Origin of the sequence: Ensifer sp. ENS03 (assembly GCF_014852035.1) — a bacterium.
Classification (GTDB): domain Bacteria; phylum Pseudomonadota; class Alphaproteobacteria; order Rhizobiales; family Rhizobiaceae; genus Ensifer; species Ensifer adhaerens.
On the sequence record NZ_JACVAV010000003.1, the window covers coordinates 772,809 to 787,619 of the forward strand.

Annotated in this window: 18 protein-coding genes; 9 read left to right on the forward strand and 9 right to left on the reverse strand. The window is 63.7% G+C overall.

Translation table 11 applies throughout. The features are described 5' to 3' along the window. Positions 1-12 precede the first annotated feature (12 nt). From IB263_RS16325 to IB263_RS16335, 3 genes are all read left to right on the forward strand, one after another. Entirely contained in the window at positions 13-1,731 is a 1,719-nt protein-coding gene (locus IB263_RS16325; protein ID WP_113294597.1) for a dihydroxyacetone kinase family protein, read from the forward strand. 341 nt (positions 1,732-2,072) lie between these two features. After that, entirely contained in the window at positions 2,073-2,597 is a 525-nt protein-coding gene (locus IB263_RS16330) for a DUF992 domain-containing protein (RefSeq protein ID WP_034800084.1), read from the forward strand. A 140-nt stretch (positions 2,598-2,737) separates the two neighbouring features. Continuing rightward, on the forward strand, positions 2,738-3,382 hold the full coding sequence (locus tag IB263_RS16335; RefSeq protein WP_090428670.1) for a DUF922 domain-containing Zn-dependent protease: 645 nt from the start codon (positions 2,738-2,740) through the stop codon (positions 3,380-3,382). 54 nt (positions 3,383-3,436) lie between these two features. Here IB263_RS16335 and IB263_RS16340 read toward each other — a convergent pair whose 3' ends face one another. The 4 genes from IB263_RS16340 to IB263_RS16355 are packed head-to-tail and all read right to left on the reverse strand — an operon-like array spanning position 3,437 to position 6,410. Then, a complete protein-coding gene (locus IB263_RS16340; protein WP_034800086.1) occupies positions 3,437-4,051 on the reverse strand; it encodes a DapH/DapD/GlmU-related protein in 615 nt (204 codons plus the stop codon). Further along, a complete protein-coding gene (gene phnL, locus IB263_RS16345) occupies positions 4,048-4,755 on the reverse strand; it encodes a phosphonate C-P lyase system protein PhnL (RefSeq protein ID WP_192438695.1) in 708 nt (235 codons plus the stop codon). Before phnL ends, IB263_RS16340 begins: the two co-directional genes overlap by 4 nt. Positions 4,756-4,758: 3 nt before the next feature. Then, positions 4,759-5,535 carry a phosphonate C-P lyase system protein PhnK gene (phnK, locus tag IB263_RS16350; protein ID WP_043623284.1) on the reverse strand — a complete coding sequence of 259 codons (777 nt, stop codon included), beginning with the start codon at positions 5,533-5,535 and terminating at the stop codon, positions 4,759-4,761. Further along, complete coding sequence (locus IB263_RS16355) at positions 5,532-6,410, reverse strand: alpha-D-ribose 1-methylphosphonate 5-phosphate C-P-lyase PhnJ (RefSeq protein WP_034800089.1); 879 nt, start codon at positions 6,408-6,410, stop codon at positions 5,532-5,534. Before IB263_RS16355 ends, phnK begins: the two co-directional genes overlap by 4 nt. Positions 6,411-6,454: 44 nt before the next feature. On the opposite strand from IB263_RS16355, the gene IB263_RS16360 reads away from it, so the two are divergent. Beyond that, positions 6,455-6,649, forward strand: coding sequence for a hypothetical protein (locus IB263_RS16360; protein WP_112985978.1), 195 nt, complete (start codon positions 6,455-6,457; stop codon positions 6,647-6,649). Positions 6,650-6,675: 26 nt separating this feature from the next. Here IB263_RS16360 and IB263_RS16365 read toward each other — a convergent pair whose 3' ends face one another. The 3 genes from IB263_RS16365 to phnG are packed head-to-tail and all read right to left on the reverse strand — an operon-like array spanning position 6,676 to position 8,864. Further along, the gene (locus IB263_RS16365; RefSeq protein WP_192438696.1) at positions 6,676-7,785 is read right to left on the reverse strand and encodes a carbon-phosphorus lyase complex subunit PhnI; all 1,110 of its coding nucleotides are present in this window, start codon (positions 7,783-7,785) and stop codon (positions 6,676-6,678) included. A 3-nt stretch (positions 7,786-7,788) separates the two neighbouring features. After that, positions 7,789-8,397 carry a phosphonate C-P lyase system protein PhnH gene (gene phnH, locus IB263_RS16370; protein ID WP_060529561.1) on the reverse strand — a complete coding sequence of 203 codons (609 nt, stop codon included), beginning with the start codon at positions 8,395-8,397 and terminating at the stop codon, positions 7,789-7,791. Then, a complete protein-coding gene (gene phnG / locus IB263_RS16375; RefSeq protein ID WP_090301696.1) occupies positions 8,397-8,864 on the reverse strand; it encodes a phosphonate C-P lyase system protein PhnG in 468 nt (155 codons plus the stop codon). Before phnG ends, phnH begins: the two co-directional genes overlap by 1 nt. Before the next feature lie 90 nt (positions 8,865-8,954). Between phnG and phnF the strand changes: the two genes are divergently transcribed. The 3 genes from phnF (at position 8,955) to IB263_RS16390 (ending at position 11,928) form a co-directional block, all read left to right on the forward strand. After that, the gene (gene phnF / locus IB263_RS16380; RefSeq protein WP_029742729.1) at positions 8,955-9,704 is read left to right on the forward strand and encodes a phosphonate metabolism transcriptional regulator PhnF; all 750 of its coding nucleotides are present in this window, start codon (positions 8,955-8,957) and stop codon (positions 9,702-9,704) included. Between the two features lie 169 nt (positions 9,705-9,873). After that, complete coding sequence (locus tag IB263_RS16385) at positions 9,874-11,268, forward strand: selenium-binding family protein (protein WP_192438697.1); 1,395 nt, start codon at positions 9,874-9,876, stop codon at positions 11,266-11,268. A 33-nt stretch (positions 11,269-11,301) separates the two neighbouring features. After that, positions 11,302-11,928 (forward strand): hypothetical protein, encoded by a 627-nt coding sequence (locus tag IB263_RS16390; protein ID WP_029742731.1) that lies wholly within the window; start codon positions 11,302-11,304, stop codon positions 11,926-11,928. 20 nt (positions 11,929-11,948) lie between these two features. Here IB263_RS16390 and IB263_RS16395 read toward each other — a convergent pair whose 3' ends face one another. Together IB263_RS16395 and IB263_RS16400 are read right to left on the reverse strand one after the other, a co-directional pair. Then, positions 11,949-12,641, reverse strand: a complete 693-nt coding sequence (locus IB263_RS16395; protein ID WP_192438698.1) for a glutathione S-transferase family protein — start codon at positions 12,639-12,641, stop codon at positions 11,949-11,951. 91 nt (positions 12,642-12,732) lie between these two features. Continuing rightward, positions 12,733-13,323: a VOC family protein gene (locus IB263_RS16400; protein WP_192438699.1), complete on the reverse strand. Its 591-nt coding sequence runs from the start codon at positions 13,321-13,323 to the stop codon at positions 12,733-12,735. 287 nt (positions 13,324-13,610) lie between these two features. Here IB263_RS16400 and IB263_RS16405 point away from each other — a divergent pair, with 287 nt between their 5' ends. Then, the gene (locus tag IB263_RS16405) at positions 13,611-14,210 is read left to right on the forward strand and encodes a hypothetical protein (RefSeq protein ID WP_192371968.1); all 600 of its coding nucleotides are present in this window, start codon (positions 13,611-13,613) and stop codon (positions 14,208-14,210) included. Further along, positions 14,207-14,800, forward strand: a complete 594-nt coding sequence (locus tag IB263_RS16410) for a hypothetical protein (protein ID WP_192371967.1) — start codon at positions 14,207-14,209, stop codon at positions 14,798-14,800. Before IB263_RS16405 ends, IB263_RS16410 begins: the two co-directional genes overlap by 4 nt. Positions 14,801-14,811: the final 11 nt, after the last annotated feature.

A 14,811-nucleotide genomic window follows, 5' to 3' on the forward strand; every position in this document is an offset into this window, starting at 1 on the left:
GGAAGAGACGCGATGACCACAATCTTTGACGCACCGGAAGAATTTGCGACGACCGCGCTTGCCGGATTCAGCTCGATCTACGCGCGCAACGTCCGTCTCGTGAAGGGCGGCGTCGTGCGCTCGACCAAAGTGCCGAAGGGCAAGGTCGCCGTCGTCGTCGGCGGCGGCTCCGGCCACTACCCGGCCTTTGCCGGCTATGTTGGCCCGGGCATGGCGGATGCGGCCGTGGCCGGTGACGTCTTCGCCTCACCTTCGACTGCGGCAGTTGCCCGCGTCTGCCGGGTGGCTGACCAGGGAGGCGGCGTGCTGCTTGGCTTCGGCAACTATGCCGGCGACGTCTTGAACTTCGGCGTTGCCGCCGAGCGGCTGCGCGCCGAAGGCATCGACGTGCGGATCGTGCCGGTGACGGACGACGTGGCGAGCGCCTCTGCCGAAACCCCGGCCAAGCGCCGCGGCATCGCCGGCGACCTCGTGGTCTTCAAGGTTGCTGGAGCCGCTGCGGAAGCGGGCCTCAATCTCGACGAAGTTGAGCGCGTCACCCGTCTTGCCAACGACCGCACCGTCTCCTTCGGTGTGGCTTTCGGCGGCTGCACGCTTCCGGGCGCCAAGGGTCCGCTCTTCACCGTTCCAAAGGGCGAGATGGCCCTTGGTCTCGGCATCCACGGCGAGCCGGGTATCCGCGAAGAAAAGATGGTTTCGGCAACTGAGTTCGCGAAGCTGCTCGTCGGCAAACTGCTCGCCGAGCGGCCGGCGGATGTGCGCAAGGTCGCACCGCTTCTGAACGGCCTCGGCTCGACCAAGTATGAAGAACTCTTCGTGCTTTGGGTTGCGATCGAAAAGGAACTGAAGGCGGCTGGCCTGGAGATCGTCGATCCGGAATGCGGCGAATTCGTCACCAGCCTCGACATGCAGGGCTGCTCGCTGACGCTGATGTGGCTGAACGACGAGCTCGAGACCTACTGGCGCGCGACTTGCGATGCGCCGGCCCTGCGCAAGGGAGCGATCATCGCCACCGAGCCCGCGACGGACACGCTCAAGGATGACGAGGACGCCATTTCCTTCGCAGCGGCTTCCGAGACCTCCCGTCAGAGCGGCGCGTGCATTGCGCGGCTGATCGGCGAAATGGCCGAGGCGCTGAAGCAGGCGGAAGACGAACTCGGTCGCATCGACGCCTTTGCCGGCGACGGCGACCACGGACAGGGCATGCGCCGCGGTTCGGCCGCGGCCAACGATGCCGCGAAGGCGGCGGTTGCAGCGGGTGCAGGCGCCGCCAGCGTTCTGGCGGTGGCGGGCGATGCCTGGGCGGACCGGGCCGGCGGCACGTCGGGCGCGATCTGGGGCCTGCTGTTGCGCGCCTGGAGCAATGCCTTCAACGATGATGCAGCCCCGACCGATGCCGCGATTGTCGACGGTGCCCGCCGTGCACTCGATGGCGTGACCCGCCTCGGCCGCGCCCGTGTCGGCGACAAGACCCTTGTCGATGCATTGGTGCCTTTCGTCGAGACCGTGGAGCGCGAGTTTGCCGCCGGAAAGCCGTTGATCGAGGCATGGCAGGCGGCGGCAAAGGCTGCGACCGAAGCGGCCGAAGCCACTTCGAGCCTGACGCCGAAGCTCGGCCGGGCACGGCCGCTTGCGGAAAAGAGCATCGGTCATCCGGACGCCGGCGCCGTTTCTCTGGCGCTGACGGCACGCGTTGCCGCCGGTGTCCTGGCGCAGGCCGCAAAGGCCTAAGAAACGATATCTCCTCCGATCGGGCGGCGCCGTCGCCCGATCGGAACCTCCCCCCGTGTAACCGCTGCATTGCCCCGCGCCAATCGGCGCCGCCGTCACACGCTGCCGCGCAAATCAGCTCCGCGGAATGCCCGGCCCCGGCCTTTCCGTGGCTTTTTCAACACAATCTGCAGTCATTGTTGGGGAAACCCGACCAATTTTATCGTCTGCTAAAAGCTTGCCACGGAATTGCCCGATCGCGGGCTATGGCTTTGGTTTCCTGCAGCGTGCGCTATGTGCTTGAGTTCGTGTGCCGCCGGTCAAATGACAATCATTTCTGACGTTCCGAGAAGGAGACAAGAATGAAAAAGAGTTTTGCCGTAAAGGTGTCCGCAGCGTCTCTGGTTCTCGCGGGCGCGATCGCCGCAAACGCAGCCGATCTCGCGACAGTTCAACCGCAGCCCGAGCCCGACACAAGCAACGGCGTCAAGATTGGTTACCTCGATTGCAACATCGCTGGCGGTGTCGGCTATGTGCTCGGCTCGGCCAAGGAAGTCGATTGCGTCTTCCGCTCGACCATGGGTGCTGAAGCCTCCGACCACTATTCCGGCGCCATCCGCAAGATGGGCGTCGATGTCGGCTTCACGACGCAGAGCCGCCTGATTTGGGCCGTGTTCGCACCGACCGCCGGCTACCACCGCGGTTCGCTCGGCGGTCTCTACCAGGGTGCAACGGCGGAAGCGACCGTCGGCGCCGGTATCGGTGCCAACATCCTCGTCGGCGGCACCTCCGGTTCGATCCACCTGCAGACGATCAGCGTGACCGGCCAGATCGGCCTGAACCTCGCGGCCACCGGCACGTCGATGACGCTGACGGCCGTCAACTAACGTCGTTTGGGCGGCCCGTTGCACCTCCCACAACGGGGCGTCAAAAGACCGGGTAAGACGCAAAGGCACCGCACGCTGGAGACGGCGCGCGGTGCCTTTGTTTTTTGGCCTGTTGCCATTGGCCGATTCGCGTTTAAGGAATGCGGCCAGGAATCGTGCGCCGACAGCGCGAACTTCGAGGGGTTGGATTGAACAAAAGCCTTTGCCTGGGCGTCGTTGCCCTTTGCCTTGCGTCTGGGCCGCGGTTCGCCTCTGCCGAATGGCAGCCGGTCGAAAAGGAAGCGCTCTACACAATCACCGGGCAGACGGGTGCCGAGCTCTACGCCTCGATCGGCGAACGGGGTCCGAAAGCCGGAATCGGCAGGGCGATCGCACACACCAACTTCAAGCTGACCTGGACGCGAAAATATGAAGAGCAAGGCGGTGCCTGCGTGCTGGCGGTGGCAAAGCCGAAACTGATCATCACCTACACCCTGCCGAAACCGGCAAGGCCGCTGCCTTCAGGCACGCGCGAAAACTGGGACATCTTCATCGACGGCGTGCGCAAGCACGAACTCGTGCACGGCGATTTCATCAAGGAGATGGTCCGCGCGATCGAGCAGGCGACGCTGGGCCTCACTGTTCCCGACGATCCGAAGTGCCGCAAGATCAGGACCGTCATGACCGAGCGCCTCGGCGCGCTCTCGCAGACGCAGCGCCAGCGCAGCCGCGACTTCGACCAGGTCGAGTTGACCGATGGCGGCAATATTCACCAGTTGATTCTGAAGTTGGTCAACGGGCCGTAACCGGCTCGTTCTCAGCTCGGAAAGGCGCCGAACCTCTGCCCGGCGCCGTATCACTCACGCATAACGCACCAAAAACTCTTCGGCCGTCAGCTCGCGGAAATCGTCGAGCGCGCGGCGCAGGCGCTGGTGGTCCCAGTCCCACCACGAGAGCGCGTCCATCCGCTCGCCGACGCCCTCGTTGAAACGGGCGCGGATGAGCTTGGCGGGCACGCCGCCGACGATGGTGTAGGGCTCGACGTCCTTCGAGACGACTGCGCCGGCGCCGATAACAGCACCGTTGCCGACAGTGACGCCCGGCAGGATGGTGGCGCCGTGGCCGATCCACACATCATGGCCGATCGTTACCCGGTTCGAGCGCCGCCAGGCGAAAAGGTCGTGGTCGAGTTGGGTATCGTCCCAATAGTTCGGCGCGCGATAGGTGAAGTGATGCAGCGTCGCCCGCCAGGTCGGGTGGTTGGTGGCGTTGATGCGCACGGCGGCTGCGATGTTGACGAACTTGCCGATCGTTGCGCACCAGATCGAGCCGTCCTGCATGATGTAGGAGTAGTCGCCGAACTCGACCTCGTCGAGCCTTGAGCGCTCCTGCACTTCGGTGTAGCGGCCGAGCGTCGAATTGTTGACGCTCGCCGTTGGGTGGATAAAGGGCTCGAGCCCGAGCTTCTGGCTCATGCGGCAGCCTTTCGCGGCGAGAAGGCCGAGACGTCGAGAATGCGATCGGCAACGGCGTCGCGCACTTCCTCGTCGTGGAAAATGCCGATCAGCGCGGTGCCCTTGGCCTTCTTCTCGGCAATCAGTTCGACAACGACCGCCCGGTTCTTCGCGTCGAGCGACGCGGTCGGCTCGTCGAGCAGAAGGATCTTGTGGTCGGTGATGAAACCGCGGGCGATGTTGACGCGCTGCTGTTCGCCGCCGGAGAAGGTCGCCGGTGGCAGGCTCCAGAGTTCGCGCGGCAGGTTCAGCTTGTTCAACAGTTCGGCCGCATGGGTGCGGGCCTCTTCGAGCGGCATGCCGCGGGCCTGCAGCGGCTCGGCGACGATGTCGAGGGAGGAGATGCGCGGCACCACCCGCAGGAACTGGCTGACATAGCCGAGCGTCGTGCGCCGGACTTCGAGCACCGTGCGCGGCTCGGCCGTTGCCAGATTGACCAGCTTGCCGTCGTGATCCATCAGGATCTGGCCTTCGTCGACGCCGTAATTGCCGTAGAGCATTTTCAGGATCGAGCTCTTGCCGACGCCGGAGGGGCCGCCGAGAACGACGCATTCGCCGGCCTTCACCGAGAAGGAGACGTTGGCGACGACCGGCCGGCGGATACCGTCACGCAGATGCATGGTGAAGCTTTTTGCGACTTCGGAAACAACAAGGGGCGTGGCCATGGTTTACACCTGCAGGATCGAGGAGACGAGGAGCTGGGTATAGGGCTCGCGCGGATCGTCGAGCACGCGGTCGGTCAGCCCCTGTTCGATGACCGCTCCATCCTTCATCACCATCATGCGGTGTGAAAGAAGGCGGGCGACGGCGAGATCGTGGGTGACGATGATGGCGGCAAGCCCGAGGTCATGCACGAGGCCGCGTACGAGATCGAGCAGGCGCGCCTGAACCGAGACGTCGAGGCCGCCGGTCGGCTCGTCCATGAAGACGAGGCGCGGGGAGGTGACGAGGTTGCGGGCGATCTGGAGGCGCTGACGCATGCCGCCCGAAAAGGCGCGCGGCTGGTCGTCGATGCGGTCGATGCCGATTTCCACCCGCTCCAGCCAGTCGCTGGCGGTGGCGCGGATGTTGCCGTAGTGGCGATCGCCGACGGCCATCAACCGCTCGCCGACATTGGCGCCGGCAGACACGGTCATGCGCAGGCCGTCGGCCGGGTTCTGGTGCACGAAGCCCCAGTCGGTACGCATCAGGAAGCGGCGCTCGGCTTCGCCCATGCGGGCGAGGTCACGGTACTGACCGTCGCGCATGTGGTACTCGACGATACCGGAGGTCGGCATCAGACGGGTCGAGAGGCACGACAGAAGTGTCGTCTTGCCCGAGCCGGATTCGCCGACGATGGCGAGCACTTCGCCCGCATAGAGCTCGAAGGAAACGTTGCGGCAGCCGATGCGGCTTCCGTAGAACTTCGAGACGTCGTTCACTTTCAGAAGCGGGAGCGTACTCATTCTGCGGCTTCCTTTCGGGCAAGCATGTGACCTGCATGGCCGCAGGCGCGGCGGTCTTCGCAATGATCGGTATCGGAGCAGACGAACATGCGTCCGCCCTTGTCGTCGAGGATCACCTCGTCGAGATAGACGTCCTCGGCGCCGCAGAGCGCGCAGGGCTTGTCGAAGCTCTGGATCTCGAAGGGATGGTCGTCGAAATCGAGGCTGACGACTTCGGTATAGGGCGGGACAGCGTAGATCCGCTTTTCGCGACCGGCGCCGAAGAGCTGCAGCGCTTCCGACATATGCATCTTCGGATTGTCGAACTTAGGCGTCGGCGACGGGTCCATCACGTAACGTCCCTCGACCTTGACCGGATAGGCGTAGGTCGTGGCGATATGGCCGTTGCGCGCGATGTCCTCGTAGAGCTTCACATGCATCAGCCCGTATTCCTCGAGCGCATGCATCTTCCGCGTCTCGGTCTCGCGCGGCTCGAGGAAGCGCAAGGGTTCCGGGATCGGCACCTGGTAGACGAGCGTCTGTCCCTCCGAGAGTTTTTCCTCCGGAATGCGGTGGCGCGTCTGGATGATCGTCGCGTCTTTCGTCCGGGTGGTGACGGCAACGTCGGCGACCTTCTGGAAAAAGGCGCGGATGGAAACCGCGTTGGTTGTGTCGTCGGCGCCCTGGTCGATGACCTTCAAGACGTCCTGCGGACCGAGGATCGAGGCGGTGACCTGCACGCCGCCGGTGCCCCAGCCGTAGGGCATCGGCATTTCGCGCGACGCAAATGGAACCTGGTAGCCGGGAATGGCGATCGCCTTCAGGATCGCGCGGCGGATCATGCGCTTGGTTTGTTCGTCCAGATAGGCGAAATTATAGGTAGCAAGGTCGTTCATCGCTGATTACCCTTGAGTGTGTCGACCGCTGATGAGGCCAGGATTTGAGCGAGATTTTCGTCTGGGTGATTGGGATCTTCGTGCTGTGTTCGGCGGTTGCCGGCCTGTTCGGCATTGCCCGCCGGCCGCAGCGCGAGCCGGAGAGCAGGGCGCGCAAGAACGACGGAGGTGGCGACGCCGGTGGTGTCTATGCCGGTGACGGCGGCGATTGTGGTGGCGGGGATGGCGGCGGCGATTGAACCGCTAGGGCTGGCGGTATGCCCGATCATTCGGCCGCCTCCCGTTGTACCTTCGGTGCTTCACCTGAATTCGCGGCCTCGTAATCGCGGCGCATGCGGCGCACGAGATCGAGTTCGGCCTGGAAGTCGACATAGTGCGGCAGCTTCAGGTGCTCGACGAAGCCGGTAGCCTGAACGTTATCTGCATGCGAGATGACAAATTCCTGATCCTGGGCGGGTGCGACGATGTCCTCGCTGAACTCGTCAGTGCGCAGTGCCCGGTCGACCAGCGACATCGACATCGCTTTGCGTTCACTCTGGCCAAAGACGAGGCCGTAGCCGCGGGTGAATTGCGGCGGCTGCTTGGCCGAGCCCATGAACTGGTTGACCATCTGGCATTCAGTGACGCGGATCGCGCCGAGTGAGACGGCAAAGCCGAGTTCCGGCAGATCGAGTTCGACTTCCACTTCTCCGATGCGGACTTCGCCGACGAATGGGTGGGTGCGGCCGTAGCCGCGCTGGGTGGAGTAGGCGAGCGCCAAGAGGAAGCCTTCGTCGCCGCGGGCAAGCGCCTGCAGTCGCAGGTCCCGGGCCATCGGAAACTCCATCGGCTCGCGGGTAAGGTCGCCCATGACATGGCCCTCGGGCATCTGGCCATCACCCTCGATCAGGCCTTCGCCGTCGAGAATGTCGGAGACGCGCATCACATGCTCACCGGGCTCCTTGACTGCCGGTTCTTCGACCGCTTCGTCGGCGATCAGTGATGGGTCGAGCAGGCGGTGGGTGTAATCGAAGGTCGGGCCCAGAAGCTGTCCACCGGGCAGATCCTTGTAGGTCGCCGACACGCGGCGCTCGACCTTCATGTTGGCGGTATCGACCGGCTCGGAGTAGCCGAAGCGCGGCAACGTCGTGCGATAGGCGCGCAGGATGAAGATCGCCTCGATCATGTCGCCGCGCCCCTGGCGGACGGCAAGGGCTGCGAGCGCACGGTCATAAAGCGAGGCTTCCGCCATCACTCTATCGACCGCAAGGCCGAGCTGCTCGACTACCTGGTCGATAGTGATGGAGGGAAGGCTACGGTCGCCACGGCGGCGATCGGCGAGAAGGCGGTGGGCATTGGCAATGGCGGCTTCCCCGCCCTTGACGGCTACATACATGGCTCACGCCTCCTTGAGCGAAAGACGGGTGGTGCGCGGCAGGCAGACGAGCTTGTCGCCGGCCGTCAGCACGAGATCGACGCCGCGCGGAAAGATCGCGCGATTGGCGGTCCAGAATTCGAGGAAGACGTCCGGCAGCCCCTTCACCGCAATCTCCGTCACGTCCTTGATGCCGGGGCCTTTGGCGGTCAGCGCAGGGCCGCCGCTCAGCGCTTCGACTTCGATGACGAGTGTCGTCGAGCGATCCGGATATTCCTGCGTGCCAAGCGAGAACTGGTCGAAGCCGGGGAAGGCGGCGCCCTTTTCGATGAAGGCGAAGCGCGCGTCAGTCTTGCTGGTGGTGAGCGGAGCACCGGTGTGGAAGGCGATCCACTGCGGAACGGCCGATTTGGAAAGTGCCGGCGTCAGCCAGACGGGCGTGTCATGGTCGCACAAAGTCAGCGCTACGGCGCCTGCGGCCGTAGCGAGCGGAGCCGGAGGCGTGCTCGTCGCTTCGAGGCGCTTGATCGTACCCGGGCGGGCAAAGCCGTCCATCAGATCGCGGAAGACGGACTGAGCGGCAAAGACTGGATCGGCAAAGGCGCCGGCGTAAATCTGCGATTGGCTGGCCATCAGTCGTCTCCCCGAACCATGGTGAAAAAGTCCACGCGGGTGGCCGCGGTTTCTTCCGCCTTGCGGCGTTCTTCCTGGGCAAGCCGGTCGGCCACGCGGCCAAGCAGGGCCTCGACCTTAGCCCTGTCGCCGTCACGCTGGGCAAGGGCGTCGAAGATGGCGGCAAGCCGGGCGCGTTCCTTGTCGGTTCCGAGCAACTGCCCGTGGCCGATTTCGCCGGTCGAAAGGCGGACGGTGGCGCGCGACACCGTAGCCTCGCCGAGATTGAAGGGATCGCCGCCGCCGCCGATGCGGCCGCGCACCATGACGAGGCCGGTCTCGGGGCCCCGGACCGGGTGAACCTCGGGCTGGTCTGCGAGCGCTTTCCAGGCGTCCTTGAGTTCGGCGAGTGTTGCCTGGGCGAGCAACCGCATGGCCTCCTTGCGCGCCGGGTCCGGCGGGCTTTCCTGCTTCACTTTCGCGTCCATCATTTTCACCTCAAATGTCTATTGATCTAGATAACTATACATCTTATACTTTTTCATAACGTCGGCAAATGACAGGCTTGTGACATGCCAATGCGAAAAGACACGGCAGCGCGAAAAGTGGTGGAGCGCCAGACCGGCGTCGCTCTCTGGCGGCAGATTGCCGACCGGATCCGCCTGGCGATCAGCAATGGCGACTATGACGCGACCGGCATGGTGCCGCCGGAAACGGTGCTTGCGGGCGAGTTCGGCGTCAACCGGCACACGGTCAGAAGCGCGCTGGCGGCGCTGGCCGAAGAAGGGCTGGTGCGTCCCGTCCAGGGGCGCGGCACGATGATCGAGCGCAAGGAGCGGGTGAGTTATCCGATTTCAAAGCGCACGCGCTTCTCGCAAGGTCTTGGCCACCAGGTGAAGGAAATTGGCTCGCGGCTGCTCGGCCACACGGAATTGCCGGCAAGGGGCGAAGTGGCGAGCGCGCTTGCCATCAGGCCCGGTGATCCGGTGATCGAACTCAGAACCGTCAGCAGCGGCGATGGTCGACCGCTCTCGGTATCCTCGAGCTACTATCCGGCGCATCGCTTCCCGCGCATGGCCGAAGAATTCGAACAGCTGCACTCCGTCACCAAGGCCTTCGCAGCCCACGGTCTGGATGATTATGTACGCGCCTCAACGGAGATCGTCGCCCGGCACGCTGACGCCGACGAGCTTGCGATGCTGAAGCTCTCGCCGGGCGCAATCGTGCTCGAAGCCCAGTCGATCAACGCCGATCTCGACGGCAAGCCGATCGAATATTCCCGTAGCCGCTTTGCCGCTGACCGGATGAAGCTGCGGATCGAGACTTGAGGCCATGAGGCCGCCTCTGCCGGTCGCGATGACGTCTCGCTCAACCAGAAGCGTTCCGATCCCTGTCAGGAAATAAGGCAAGGGCCGTATTTCCGACGCGTTTTTGCCGCATGACCGGAGCCTGCATCAGGACCGCGCATTCGGGAATTCTCTAAGGGGGAGAATGGCAATGGCGACGTGGCGACCCGATCCTTCCTTCTATCCATCACCGCGCATGGCGGCCAAGGCTCCAAAGGAGACGCTCGCCTACGTGGCGGCTTTCGATCCGGACCGAAGAAGGCCGGACGCGATCGCCGTCGTCGATGTGGATCCGGCGTCGCAAAGCTATTCGCAGATCGTCGGGCAGGTCGAGATGCCGAATGTCGGGGACGAGTTGCACCATTTCGGCTGGAACGCGTGCTCCTCGTGCCTGTGTCCCAACGCACCGCATCCACATGTCGAGCGTCGCTACCTGGTGGTGCCGGGCCTGCGCTCCTCCCGTCTCCATATCATCGACACCAAGCCGGACCCCCGCAATCCGAAGATCGTGCGGGTGATCGAGCCCGCGGAAATCGCCGAGAAGGCGAATTATTCGCGGTTGCACACAACCCATTGCGGACCTGAAGGCATTTACGTCAACGCGCTTGCGGATCGAGACGGCAAGGCGCCTGGCGGCATTTTCCTGCTCGACCATCAGAGCTTCGATGTGCTCGGACAGTGGGAAATGGACCGTGGGCCGCAGAAGCTCGCCTATGATTTCTGGTGGCACCTCGGCCACGACACGATGATCACCAGCGAATGGGGCACGCCCGATACTTTCGAGAACGGGCTGGTGCCGGAGGTGCTGCTTGGCTCGAAATACGGCCGCCGCCTGCATTTCTGGGACCTGCACAAACGCAAGCACTTGCAGGAGATCGACTTCGGCGAGGAACACCAGCTCGTTTTCGAACTGCGCCCGGCCCACGATCCGACCAAGGCCTACGGTTTCGTCGGCTGCGTCATCAGCCTCAAGGACCTCTCGGCGTCGATCTGGACCTGGTATCGCGACGGCGACCGATGGGCCGTGAAGAAGGTGATCGAGATCCCGGCAGAACCGGCCGATCCGGATCTGTTGCCACCGGTGCTGAAAGGCTTCAGTGCGGTCGCGCCGCTCGTCACCGACATCGACCTGTCGATGGACGATCGCTTCCTTTACGTTTCCTGCTGGGGCACCGGCGACATGATCCAGTACGACGTGTCCGACCCCTTCGCACCGAAGGAAACGGGGCGGGTCAGGATCGGCGGCATCGTTTCGCGTGCGAGCCATCCGAAGGCGAAGAACGGTGCGCTCAACGGTGGGCCGCAGATGGTGGAAATCAGCCGCGACGGCAAGCGGGTCTATTTCACCAACTCGCTCTATGGCGCCATCGACCCGCAGTTCTATCCCGAAGGCATCGACGGTTGGATGGTCAAGCTCGATGTCGCCGATGGTGGCGGGATCGCCTTCGACGAAAACTTCTTCGTCGACTGGCCAAAGGGTCATCGACCGCATCAGGTTCGCCTCGAAGGCGGCGACTGCTCGTCCGATTCCTATTGTTATCCGTGAGGAGGGAGCCGCGGTGCAGCCGGGTCACGGCGAATGACGACGGTCTGGCCATGGCTCTCGCTCGCCGGCCTCGGTGCCTTTCACGGCCTCAACCCGGCAATGGGCTGGTTGTTTGCGGTTGCGCTCGGACTTCATCGCCAGAGCAGCCGGGTCGTCTGGCTGTCCCTCGCACCCATTGCGGTTGGTCACGCGATCTCGGTCGCGACCGTGCTGGCGGTGGTCGCAGCATTCGGCTCGGTGCTGGATCCGAACACATTCAGGATCGCGGCCGCCGTGCTCATTCTGGGGGCCGCCGGCTACACCGCCATTCATGGCCATCGCCACCGCGTCCGGATCGGAATGCGGACCGGCATGGCGGGACTTGCGGTCTGGTCATTCCTGATGGCGACGAGCCATGGGGCCGGCCTGATGCTGGTGCCGGCGGTGCTCAGTCTCTGTCTTGCAGGTCACGCCGGCGAACTGGCGATGGCAAGTTCGCTGCCGGTCTCGCTCGCCGCCGTTGCAGTGCATAGCATCGCAATGCTGACGGTGACCGCGGTGCTGGCGCTCGCCGTCTTCACCTGGTTCGACCTTGCGGTCCTGCGTTCCGCCTGGATCAATTTCGACCGCCTCTGGACGCTCGCACTCGGGGCAACCGGCGTCGCACTCCTCATTCAATGATCCGCATCGCAGCCGCCAGGCTATTGCCGCTGCGATTTTACATAAGCGATATAGCCGCGGACATCGGCGGCGGGCTCCGCATAGGCGGCCCCGAGCGTTCTTTCGATGCTTGCCATGTAGGTCTTTGCCCAGTCCGGCAGGTCATAGTCGATCGCGGCCAGGAACTCGAGCGTTGCTGCGAGCCGGATATCGGCGATCGAGGGCTTGGCGCCACCGATGAACGGCTTGTCGCCAATGTAGAAAGCGCGGAATACGTCGAGCGGTTCGGCAAGGGCTGCAACCGCTGCCTTCCGGGCGATCTCCTTCGTCGCCGCATCGGCATCGCTGCAGCCGACTTCGCCCGCGTAGAGCGGAAAGTTCAGCGCCGGATAGGTTGCGCGGGCAAGGTAGGGATAGAAGGTGCCGATCAGGTAGAACATGGCGCTGTCGATCATCGCGCGTGCCTCGGGTTCCCTCGGGTAGAAGTCATCAAGCCCATGTTTGTTGCAAAGGTACTGCATGATCGCGCAGCTTTCCCAAAGCGCGCCCCTGGGCAGGTCCGCTGTCTCGATCATCGGTGTCAGATGCGACGGCGCTCGTGCCAGATATTCGGGCGAGCGCGTCTGGCCGTAGACATCGTTTTCACTAAAATCGAGCTTGGCTGCGCGCAGGAACACGCGCGCGGTCATGTTGTTGACGCTGGGCTTGATCACGTTGAGCTGGACTGCGGACATGGCATTCCTCCCGGTTGATCGTCGTTGAACTGGCGGCGGCTCGCTCGCGGCGGACACCGCCATTTGGCTACAGATCTCACCAAGCGCGACCCTATCGCGGTCCGTATGGGTTCTTCGGTTGGCGATCGAGCGACAGCGTCGGCCGAGAGCGTTCGGTCAGGGCTTCGATCGCATCGGCGAGATGGACCTCGGCGATGTTATAGTCGCCGCGTTCAGTCCTGATCCTATGCGCTTCCATCAGGACTTCGGCATGGCTGTGACTGGCCGGCGGCTCGAAGCGATAGGAGGCAAGTTCAACCAGCAGCCCAAGCGGATCTTCGAAGTAGATCGAATCCATGAAGCCGCGATCCTTGACGCCACTGTGGCGGATCTTTCGCTCGTCGAGCCGCTCCACCGCCTGGTTGAATGTCGCGCGCGAAACAGCAAAGGCGATGTGATGCACACAGCCCATGTCGGTCGGGGTGCGCTCGGGATCCGGCGTGCGGTTCTCGTCGGTGAAGACGGTGATCAGGCGGCCGTCGCCCGGATCGAAATAGAGGTGGCTTTCGCTCGCCCGGTCGAGGTTCGGTTGCTCGAAAATGAAGGGCATGCCGAGCAGCCCCTCCCAGAAATCGATCGACGTCTGACGGTCCGCCCCGACAAGCGTGATGTGGTGAACGCCTTGCGATTGCAGTTTGCGCATAGCCGGCCTCCCGGGTTCGGCGGAGAATGTGGGCCGAATGGCTCCTGGCACCGCTTTCCACCGCATGCAATTGTCGCCCGTCGCGGGCAGAAGGCAAGCGCCAATCACGGGTGGATCGGTGGGCGGCAAACGCGTTGTGGCTGGGCAATGCACAGCTTTTAGCCCACCCGACCTTCGTTCTGAGGTTGTGTCTGCCGAAGAAACCGTTTCCGACACGCGTGTTTTGATTTCCCCGGCAAACTTTCCTATCTTCCGGTTGCAGTATCCGCAGGGTGGATGGAGGACAGATGCCGGTCATGCGGCGGTCGAAGATCAGGCAGCGCCTGCTGATCATGCTTGTCACCGGTATCGGCGGCATGGCGGCGGCTGCGATTTCCTTTACTTCGGCGGTTTACGATGCAGCCAATCCGGTTCCTGTTCCGGTCATAGGTAAAGACCAGGTCGTCGACACGGGCCGTTGGCGGGTGACCATCAATGGCGCTTATATGTCGTCTCTGCCGCCAACCGGCACCAAACCGTTCGAGCCGAAGAGGTTCCTCCTTGTGGATCTCGAACTCGACAACCGGTCCGTGGCCAGCAGCAACGTCTTCATGAACCTGATCACGATCAAGGATGACGTCGCTCCGCTGCAGCCCAAGCCCACCTATTACCTGGCGAGAGACAAGTGGATCGCCAGTGCGATCAATCCGAACATGCCGGAAAAACTGGTCGCGGCCTGGGAGTGGCCGGCGAACCGCCCGGAACCGCAAACGCTTTCGCTGGCGATCGGCAAACAGATCTACAAGCCACGTGACGATCTCTACGGCGCGCCGAATTGGTTCGATGACGGCGAGGCCGCGGTCGTCGAGTTGCCGGTGACGCAAGCTGTGGAGACGACGGAGCAATGATGTCGGCTTTCCGTACGCTGCTGCTTTGCGGCCTTGCAATCGTGGCGCTCTATGGGATGCGAAACAGTACCCCCGGCTACGGCGACATCACCGCGCCGATCGCCATTCGCGGTGCTGTCGGCGAGCGGGTGGAGACACGCGACTTCGCTTTCGGCGCAGCCAATGTGCATCTGGCACGACAGCTCAAGGTCGAAAGTTTTGGCCGGGTCAAGGACTTCTCCACATCCGGCATCTGGCTAGTCATCGAGGGCGCGGCCGTTTCCAAGACGGAAACGATGACGTTGATGTCTGCGGAATGGCTGGCGAGCAATGGTTTGCGCTACGCGTTGAGCCAGCGGTTCTCGACCGTGCCGGGCTATCTGCCGACGGAGCGGCTCGAACCCGGCCTGCCACGGCCGGTGCTTCTTGCCTTCGAGCTTCCCGAGGCGGCCGTTGACCAGGGCACGCTGCTCGTCGCACGCAGTCGTGTGTCGCCGCTCGCCGAGGAACTGTCGATTGCGCTCGGCGACAAGAAGCCGGCTGAGATCAAGCCGTCCGTCACCATTGCGCGCAGCGGCAGCGGCGCGCCCTGGACACTGGCCGCGCACTGAGGGAGGTAGTC

Coding starts and splice junctions, on each gene's coding strand:
- IB263_RS16325 (WP_113294597.1), top strand. CDS start 13: ATGACCACAATCTTTGACGCACCGGAAGAATTTGCGACGACCGCGCTT.
- IB263_RS16330 (WP_034800084.1), top strand. CDS start 2,073: ATGAAAAAGAGTTTTGCCGTAAAGGTGTCCGCAGCGTCTCTGGTTCTC.
- IB263_RS16335 (WP_090428670.1), top strand. CDS start 2,738: ATGCGGCCAGGAATCGTGCGCCGACAGCGCGAACTTCGAGGGGTTGGA.
- IB263_RS16340 (WP_034800086.1), bottom strand. CDS start 4,051: ATGAGCCAGAAGCTCGGGCTCGAGCCCTTTATCCACCCAACGGCGAGC.
- phnL (WP_192438695.1), bottom strand. CDS start 4,755: ATGGCCACGCCCCTTGTTGTTTCCGAAGTCGCAAAAAGCTTCACCATG.
- phnK (WP_043623284.1), bottom strand. CDS start 5,535: ATGAGTACGCTCCCGCTTCTGAAAGTGAACGACGTCTCGAAGTTCTAC.
- IB263_RS16355 (WP_034800089.1), bottom strand. CDS start 6,410: ATGAACGACCTTGCTACCTATAATTTCGCCTATCTGGACGAACAAACC.
- IB263_RS16365 (WP_192438696.1), bottom strand. CDS start 7,785: ATGTATGTAGCCGTCAAGGGCGGGGAAGCCGCCATTGCCAATGCCCAC.
- phnH (WP_060529561.1), bottom strand. CDS start 8,397: ATGGCCAGCCAATCGCAGATTTACGCCGGCGCCTTTGCCGATCCAGTC.
- phnG (WP_090301696.1), bottom strand. CDS start 8,864: ATGGACGCGAAAGTGAAGCAGGAAAGCCCGCCGGACCCGGCGCGCAAG.
- phnF (WP_029742729.1), top strand. CDS start 8,955: ATGCGAAAAGACACGGCAGCGCGAAAAGTGGTGGAGCGCCAGACCGGC.
- IB263_RS16385 (WP_192438697.1), top strand. CDS start 9,874: ATGGCGACGTGGCGACCCGATCCTTCCTTCTATCCATCACCGCGCATG.
- IB263_RS16390 (WP_029742731.1), top strand. CDS start 11,302: ATGACGACGGTCTGGCCATGGCTCTCGCTCGCCGGCCTCGGTGCCTTT.
- IB263_RS16395 (WP_192438698.1), bottom strand. CDS start 12,641: ATGTCCGCAGTCCAGCTCAACGTGATCAAGCCCAGCGTCAACAACATG.
- IB263_RS16400 (WP_192438699.1), bottom strand. CDS start 13,323: ATGCGCAAACTGCAATCGCAAGGCGTTCACCACATCACGCTTGTCGGG.
- IB263_RS16405 (WP_192371968.1), top strand. CDS start 13,611: ATGCCGGTCATGCGGCGGTCGAAGATCAGGCAGCGCCTGCTGATCATG.
- IB263_RS16410 (WP_192371967.1), top strand. CDS start 14,207: ATGATGTCGGCTTTCCGTACGCTGCTGCTTTGCGGCCTTGCAATCGTG.